This window comes from Flavobacterium sp. XS2P24 (assembly GCF_030010285.1).
Lineage (GTDB): Bacteria > Bacteroidota > Bacteroidia > Flavobacteriales > Flavobacteriaceae > Flavobacterium > Flavobacterium algoritolerans.
Window position 1 is genome coordinate 1 of the sequence record NZ_JASCRU010000054.1, and the last position, 5465, is coordinate 5465.

Annotated in this window: 3 protein-coding genes and 1 pseudogene; all 4 read right to left on the reverse strand. The window is 32.2% G+C overall.

Annotated elements, in window-relative coordinates:
- Positions 1-855: pseudogene (locus tag QLS31_RS15995) on the reverse strand (flagellar motor protein MotB); the annotation flags it as partial.
- A gap of 41 nt (positions 856-896) precedes the next feature.
- Complete coding sequence (locus QLS31_RS16000) at positions 897-1292, reverse strand: flagellar motor protein MotB (protein WP_099715631.1); 396 nt, start codon at positions 1290-1292, stop codon at positions 897-899.
- 11 nt (positions 1293-1303) lie between these two features.
- Positions 1304-2212 carry a type IX secretion system membrane protein PorP/SprF gene (locus QLS31_RS16005; RefSeq protein ID WP_099715630.1) on the reverse strand — a complete coding sequence of 303 codons (909 nt, stop codon included), beginning with the start codon at positions 2210-2212 and terminating at the stop codon, positions 1304-1306.
- A gap of 159 nt (positions 2213-2371) precedes the next feature.
- A partial coding sequence (locus QLS31_RS16010) for a gliding motility-associated C-terminal domain-containing protein (protein WP_282744671.1) occupies positions 2372-5465 on the reverse strand: 3094 nt, incomplete at its 5' end.

The window sequence follows — 5465 nt, forward strand, 5'->3', positions numbered from 1 at the left end:
AGTACTGTAATTATCACTGTCAAAAGGCAGTTCGGTTACATTTACCCATTTGTCATTCTCTAAAGTGGCTTTGTATATTTTTATTAAAGTAATTTTATTTCCATCTTTTCCTTTTTTACCATCGAGATAGTTGTTTCGGGTAAAGTACATAGTCTTTCCATCACTACTAAAAGTAGGAGTAGATTCATGAAATTTCGAATTTATGGTTCCATCAAACTTTTTTGCAGCACCCGGTGTCATGTCTTCCCCTAAATCAGCCGTGTACAAGTTTGTAAAATACTGATTGGTCCATTTGTGTTTTCTTTGTCCAAGACTTCCGGTATCTCTTGCTGAAGCAAAAACTAATTTATTCGAATATAGTGCAGTTCCATAATCAGAATACATAGAGTTTATTCCGGCATCTTCAACTTTATACCTTCCGGAATTTGCTTTTATAGCTTCTAAATAGTTGGTATTTTTTTTAAATAGTTTCCCTCTGGTATCGTTACCTGATTTTTGGTTGAATAACTCCATCATCTCATTAGCCTTATCATTTTGGTCCATTGCTCTTAAAGACTGAGCATAACGATAATAATATTCCGGTTCTAAATTAGAGGTATCCATAGTAAATAATTCACCATACCATTTGGCTGCTTTATCGAACTGAGCATTAAAGTAGTAAGCATTCCCCAACTTTTTAAACAGATCTGCAGATTTATATCCTTTTTCAGCAACCCTTTCATAGGTTTTGATGGCATCTACATAAGCATAGCCGTCATACTTTTTATCGGCAGTAGCCAATTTTGCTTTTTGGGAATAAATGTTAATAGAAAAAACACTTACTATTGTTATGTAAAGGAGTATATTTTTTTTCATAATAATTGTTTTAGAAGAATTTTGGAGTTGTGATTTTATCGTTATTTTCGATTTTTTTTCTCTTTTATTGCCCCTGATTTTTGTTTTAATTTTTCCAGTATTTGATTGGCATTATCATCTTGACCAATAAATAGTAAACTCTTAGCATATTGATAATAATATTCAGGTTCCAAATCATTGCTTATGGCAAATAATTCACAATACCATTTAGCAGCTTTGTCAAAATCTGCGTTTGAGTAATAGGAATCTCCAAGTTTTTTAAATAAATCTACTGATTTATATCCTTTTTCAGCAATCCTTTCATAGGTTTTGAGAACATCTATATAAGCATATTTGTCACTTATTTTATCAGTTACATAAAATTTTGCATCTTGTGCATTTCCTTTAAAAGAAACAAGACTTATTATTGTTATGTAAAAGAATATAAATTTTTTCATAGCCTTAATTTCTAGAAGAATCTTGGAGTTGTAATTTTACCATTATTTTTAAATATTTCATAACGTAAAAATATTTCATGGGAACCGGAATTATAGTTATTTAAATTTGTGGTTTCATGGTCATAACCATATCCTATATACATTCCGTCAGAAACTTGAAATCCAACCATCGCACTTACAGCAGCAGACCATCTATACGCTATACCTACAACAAATTTATCACTGAACATAAAGTTTCCTGATACATCCAATTGAAGCGGGGCGCCTGCAACAACTTTTGTTAATAATGCGGGTTTAAACTTTATAGATTCATTCAAATCAAAGACATAACCTGCCATTAAATAGTAATTAATTTTTTCTTTAAAAATAGCTACTTCATTATCATCATAACGGTTGCTTTCGATGAAATTTGGTATTGAAAACCCTACATAAGCTTTGTCAGAATGTAAATAAACACCCGCTCCAATATTAGGTGTAAATTTATTATTGAAATCATGCAGACTAGGATCATCGTCAACAGGATTTAATCGGTTGACATCCAAATTAAAAAAGTTAGCAGTTGCTTTGATTCCAAAAGATAATTTAAAGGTTTCAGAAGTAGGGACGGTGTATGATAAATCAGCTGAAATCGTGTTTTCAGTGGTAGGTCCAATTTTATCATTTATAATTGATACTCCCAAACCTAAATTACTTTCGTTCAGAGGTGTATTGACAGAAGCAGCATTAGTAACTGGAGCACCATCAAGTCCTACCCATTGTGTACGATGTAGCGCAAAAATACTTAAAGCACCTCTTGATCCAGCATAAGCGGGATTAATATTGATTGTGTTGTACATGTATTGAGTAAATTGAGCATCTTGTTGTGCATAACTTACAAAGGCTGTAAACATCAAAACGAAAGAAAATAATTTTGTTTTCATAGTAGATATTTATTATTTTAAATTATCTATCGAACTCATTTATAAGAATTAATTAGATCGGTTTGATAATTTTTTAGAGTTTATTATTTAAGAAAAAGGCTTAAAGATATTATTTTTATTGTACCTGAGAACTTTTTTTGTCCTCAGGTATAAGATTAATTATTTTGTTAAGTATAAATATCCATCTTTTTTATTGGTTATGATTTTTCCATCATTGTCAACTGAAGTATAATTCAAAATATAGAAGTAAATGCCAGTTGGTAAACCAGAAGATTGTTGAACAGTTGATCTACCACCTGAAATTCCATCAAATGAATTACTTGTATTATTATATCCTTTGGTTTCAAAAATCAATACACCCCAACGGTTGTATATCTCTACCGTATTTTCTGGATAACAAACAGTATCGTCAATATTATCGATTATGAATTTTTCATTAATTCCGTCACCATTTGGAGAGAAGGCATTATGAACTAATACAGTTCCACAAGCTAATACAATACCACCACAACCAGTATTCACCGTCATTGTAATTCTTATTGTTCTAGGGCAAGTTGCATCATTAATTTTATATTCAAATGTATAATCTCTAACCGAAAGCCCAGCAGCATTAAGAGTACTTCCTTGTAAACCACCTGAATTATTTACATCTACCCAAGTTCCGTTTATTGGAGTTCCTACCGGTAATAAATCATTTAGATTCGTCGATGTGATTTCTCCATCATTACAAATTGAACTGCTTATTGTCACAACACTATTAGGAATTGTAACATTGATGATTTGAGTAAACTCAGATGCATTTCCACAAGTATCAGCTACAGACCATTTTCTTACGATTGAATAAGAAGTTTCTGTTCTGTTTATGATGTTTTCAGTAAAAATAGCCGGTGAAACTGTAGAACAATTATCTACAAATACAAGTTCAGGTTTAGCTGGAATTGCATCACAATTTACATTAACAGATGAATTGAATTGAGAGGCTGTTGTAGGACCAACTGTGTCTACTATATTGATCGTTTGCGTAGCTGTTGTTGCATTTTCACAAGTATCAGTAGCAGTCCAAGTTCTAGTAACAGAATATGAACCAGCACATTGACCGTTTGTGGTTACATCCGCGAAAGTCAAAGTTACTGTAGAACCACAACCGTCAGTTGCAATGGCTTGAGTAAATTCAGGCGTTGCAGGACAAGAGATAGTTGATGTTTCAGGTAATGCAGCAATAACTGGAGCAGCTGTGTCATGTACTGTTATTTTTTGTGTATGTGATATCATATTACCAGATTCATCAGTTGCAGTCCATATTCTTGTCAAAATATAGTTGGATGCACAATTTCCATCAACTTTAGTCTCATTATATTTTAATACTACTTCACCACAACTATCAGTTGCTGTTAATGTTGCAGGTTGTGGTACATCACATTGAACGGCTAAATCTTGAGGCATAACAATAGTTGTCCAAACTGGAAAAGTAGTATCAATTATATTGATAGTTACAAAAGCATTATCGCAGTTTGTTGGATTTATTTTCTCACAGATTTGATATTCAAAAGAATATTTTCCAGCTTTTATACCCGCTTGTACAGTTATATTTCCTAATTCATCAAATGTAATTTTAGGATTGCTTTCAGTTATTATTTTAAAATTAACTTCATTACTATTTGTTTTAAGTTCATTTAGTAAGTCATTGTCGATTACATTACCTACTATTCCTTCACTAGTACATTGTACGGCATTAAAAATATCATCTATTGCATTAATATTAGCAAATAATTTGCAGCTTATTCCAAAATCTACATCTAAATGTACATAATCATCTGGAGTTATTTGTATGATTTTAGGATTTGGAGTTGTAGGTCCACAAACTGTAAAACTTTCTGATTTATTTGTTTTAGATGTAATTAACTTGTTACTATTATTTGATAATACTTTTACTAATCCAGTTGCACCCATAGCTTGTGAAACTATATCTAAGAATGAATCCATAACTAACTGAACTTTATATTCTCCCCAAGGATTTTCTACTTTAGGTCTGTCAATATAGTATCCTTGAATTCCTAACATAACATTTTTAGAATATCCATTTTGACCAGTAATTAATATATTAGAACTTTTTGAGTTTCCTAGGCCAGCAGCATTTAACTCTCCAATGTTTTCTGTCCCATTGTAGCTATTATCACCATTAAAATCAATCCATTCCCATAAACTATAATCTATAGCTCCATTAGTATCAGGGATATTTTTGGTAACAATTCCATCATTATTTGCGTCGAACCATTCGTCTTGTTTTCCATTATTATTTACATCGTACCATACAAAATCACCTATAACAGGTAAGTCTGATTTTTCATATTCGAAATTGTGTATTTGGTATTTACATTCTTCTATAGTTGTAAAAAATGAATTCGAATCTACTGGATACAATTGTTGGTTATTGTTAAGGTTCGCATCTTGAACTTGTAATAAATAATCACCAGGTGTTACACCTGTAAAGGCATAATAACCATCCAAGTTAGTAACTCTAATAAGAATAACACCAGTAGTTGAACCTTGAGGAATTAATGTTACAGGTACATTTGCTAATGGTAAATTTGTATCTCTATTAGAAATAATTCCAGAAATTTTAACTCTATAGTCTGGTTCTGTTATAGTCACAGTACTTATGGCAGAACATGTTTGTCCATCATTTCCAACAGAAGATGTTGCAGTTAGTGTGTAAGTGCCAGCTGGTAATCCACTGCTACCTACTACTTCATTTGTATTATTGGTAACTACCACAGTTGATCCATTGCTATTTGTAATTGCTATACTTCCATCTTTTTCACCTTGACAAGATACATTAGTTGGGATACCACTTACTGAAACATTGTTCTCAACAGTTATTTTTTGCATCAATGAAGTAGTATTACCTGCACAATCTGCCAATACATAAGTTCTTGTAATAATGTAAGGATTTCCATCGCATCCACTAGCTCCGTTATTAGTATCAACTATAATAATATCAACCGTTCCATTACAATTATCAGCCTCATCAATTATAATATTTACATCTCCAACAGGTACTTCTGAAATACTATGTAATCCAGTAATATCTGCAGGGGCGCTTCCTGTTGGAGCCGTTGTATCTTGAATAGTGATTACTTGAGTAAATACAGCCGAAGTGTTTCCACAATCGTCGTTTACCGTCCAAGTGTTGGTGTACGTTCCAGCATTGGCACATTCAGAAGAAGCAACAAACGCACCGCTTACTTTAGTG